At 46.3% G+C, this 3140-nt stretch carries 3 protein-coding genes; all 3 read left to right on the forward strand.

All coding sequences use genetic code 11. From position 1 onward, the window contains the following. The coding region (locus CAG68_RS16870; RefSeq protein ID WP_161441397.1) for an EAL domain-containing protein at window positions 1–1214 on the forward strand (1214 nt) is incomplete at its 5' end. A 133-nt stretch (window positions 1215–1347) separates the two neighbouring features. After that, on the forward strand, window positions 1348–2361 hold the full coding sequence (gene ubiU, locus CAG68_RS16875; RefSeq protein WP_005386427.1) for a ubiquinone anaerobic biosynthesis protein UbiU: 1014 nt from the start codon (window positions 1348–1350) through the stop codon (window positions 2359–2361). Window positions 2362–2381: 20 nt separating this feature from the next. Further along, on the forward strand, window positions 2382–3140 hold a 759-nt coding region (locus CAG68_RS16880), incomplete at its 3' end, for a U32 family peptidase (RefSeq protein ID WP_161441398.1).

The following is a 3140-nucleotide window of genomic DNA, read 5'->3' on the forward strand; positions in this document are numbered from 1 at the left end:
AAAAGCAAACACCGCTTCTGGTGTTCTATTTGGATATCGATAACTTCAAAAACATTAATGACTCACTTGGTCACCATATTGGCGATAAAGTGATTCAAGAGGTATCGGCCCGTCTTAAACGGTTACTGCCAAACCAAGCGATTATTGGTCATTTGGGTGGCGATGAGTTTGGTGTCATTCTGCCGGAGCCAGAAAATACCCGCATGGCTGAAATTTTGTCCGATCGCATTATCTCGTTGATCAACCAGCCTTTCGATTTACACCACTTCAGCAAACGCCTTGCCTGTTCAATTGGTAGCGTTCGATACCCTGAAGACGGACAAGATGCGCGAATCCTACTACAAAATGCCGATACTGCGATGTATGAAGCCAAAGATCGTGGTAGAAATCGTCTGATCAAATTTAACGATCAAATGAACAAAGAAGCGCGTATGCGTTTGTGGCTTGAAATCGAACTGCAAAAAGCATTGCAGCAGAACGGTTTGGAAGTGTGGTATCAACCTAAGGTTAACGCGCGAGACTTCAGTATCAACGGCGCAGAAGCGCTCGTTCGTTGGAAGCATCCTGTCGAAGGGTACATTAGTCCTGGCTCATTCATTCCTGTCGCCGAACGCGCTGGGTTAATCGAACACCTTGGACGTGTCGTGATGCGTGATGTTTTCAATACGGTAAAACGTTGGAAGCAACAAGGCATACTGCCAGGCCGTGTCGCCATCAACCTCTCTCCCGAGCAATTTGGCAACCCACAGCTGATCGACTTTATGGAAAAGCTGCTTCGCACTACCGAGCTTGATCCAAGCTGTATTACCTTCGAGCTAACCGAAAGTGCCGTGATGAGTGATAGCGAACATACACTGCAAATGTTGAATGCGATTAAAAAGCTTGGCTTCGCTCTCTCTATCGATGACTTTGGTACCGGCTACTCTTCTCTTTCCTACTTAGCGCGTTTCCCTATTGACGAGCTAAAAATCGACCGCGCTTTTATTAATGATATCGACACACTACCGAAACAAGTCACTGTGATTGAAAACATCATTAATCTGGGTAAGTCGCTCGACTTAACTGTCGTTGCCGAGGGGGTGGAAACCCACCAGCAAGCTACTTTGCTCTCTAACCTTCAATGTAATGCGATTCAAGGATTCCATTTTTATCGCCCGCAGCCAAAACATGAAATTGAAGAGCTGTTTGTACAGAATCGTCGTCACAAGAACTAACCCCGACCCGATACCCTTACTCGCAAGGGGTAAATATCGACTTTATTGAGCTAAACCTAACTTAGGTCAATTTCGCTATTCATAATTCTTCATAAAATGCGGACACCTTTTTATTCTCAATGATTGTGAGCATATGGAACTCTTGTGTCCCGCGGGTAACCTACCTGCGTTAAAAACTGCGATTGATTGCGGTGCCGATGCCGTCTACATTGGTTTCAAAGATGATACCAACGCCCGTCACTTTGCTGGCCTCAACTTTAACGGCAAGAAATTAGAAAAAGCGGTGCAATACGTTCATGACCGCAATAAAAAAATTCATGTCGCGTTGAATACCTTCGCTCATCCCAATGGCTTCGAGCGCTGGACGAACGCAGTAGACAATGCAGCGGCACTGGGTGTAGACGCGCTGATTGTTGCAGACATTGCAGTGCTGGAGTACGCGGCTCGCAAATATCCCGATCTGGAACTACACCTTTCAGTGCAAGCATCAGCGACCAACGTCGCAGCCATTGATTTTTACAAACAAAACTTCAACGTAAAACGGGTAGTATTACCTCGCGTTTTATCGATTCATCAGGTCAAACAGCTTTCACGCAACATCACTAGCGATGTCGAGTTAGAAGTCTTTGCTTTTGGTAGCCTTTGCATCATGTCTGAAGGTCGCTGCTACCTATCGTCATATATGACAGGCGAGTCTCCAAACACTGTGGGAGCATGCTCTCCAGCTAAGTACGTTCGCTGGCAAGAAACAGAAAATGGCCTGGAATCCCGCCTTAACGACATTTTGATCGATCGCTACAGCGCCGGTGAAAATGCGGGCTACCCTACCTTGTGTAAAGGTCGTTTCGAAGCAGAAATCGAAGGCGAGAAAAAACGCTACCACGCACTGGAAGAACCAACCAGTTTGAACACCCTCTCTATGCTGCCAGAACTATTTGCTGCAAATGTGGCGTCTGTAAAAATTGAAGGTCGCCAACGTAGCCCAGCTTACGTAGAACAAGTCACTCGAACATGGCGAGCCGCGATTGACCGTTACCAAGCAAACCCAGAAGCTTATCAAGTCGAAGCGGCTTGGGATGCCGCATTGGCAAACGTGTCTGAAGGTACGCAGACCACACTTGGCGCTTATCACCGCAAATGGCAGTAGAGGTTAAGATGGATAATTCAATGAAATACGCGCTTGGCCCGCTGTTGTACTTCTGGCCAAAACAAGACATCGAAGCGTTTTATGAACAAGCGAAATCAAGCTCCGCGGACATCATCTATCTTGGGGAAACCGTATGTTCAAAACGTCGAGAAATGAAGCCTTCGCATTGGCTTGAAATCGCAAAAGAGCTGTCTGCATCTGGCAAGCAAGTGGTGCTATCAACAATGGCACTACTAGAAGCTCCGAGTGAAGTAAACATAATGAAGAAGTACATCGACAACGGTGACTTCGCGATTGAAGCAAATGACGTATCTGCTGTTCAATTGGCATCAGAGCATAAAGTGCCTTTCGTCGTTGGCCCTGCAATCAATACTTATAACGCACACACGCTCAACTTATTTTTAAAGCAAGGTATGATGCGTTGGTGCATGCCTGTCGAGCTATCTCGCGAATGGTTAAACGATACTTTAATTCAGTGTCACGAGCTTGGTATTCGTAACAAGTTTGAAGTTGAGGTATTTAGCCACGGTTATTTGCCTTTAGCGTATTCCGCTCGCTGTTTCACAGCCCGAGCTGAAAACCGAGCGAAAGACGATTGCGAAACCTGCTGTATCAAATACCCCACGGGTATCCAGGTCAGCAGCCAAGAAGGGCAAGAAGTCTTTAACCTTAACGGCATTCAAACACAGTCAGGGTATTGCTACAACCTCATAAATGACTTACCAAGTATGAAAGGGCTGGTTGATGTGGTCCGGTTAAGCCCTCTTGGTATGGACATT

Source organism: Vibrio sp. V42_P2S4T144, from assembly GCF_009904715.1.
Taxonomy (GTDB): domain Bacteria; phylum Pseudomonadota; class Gammaproteobacteria; order Enterobacterales; family Vibrionaceae; genus Vibrio; species Vibrio alginolyticus.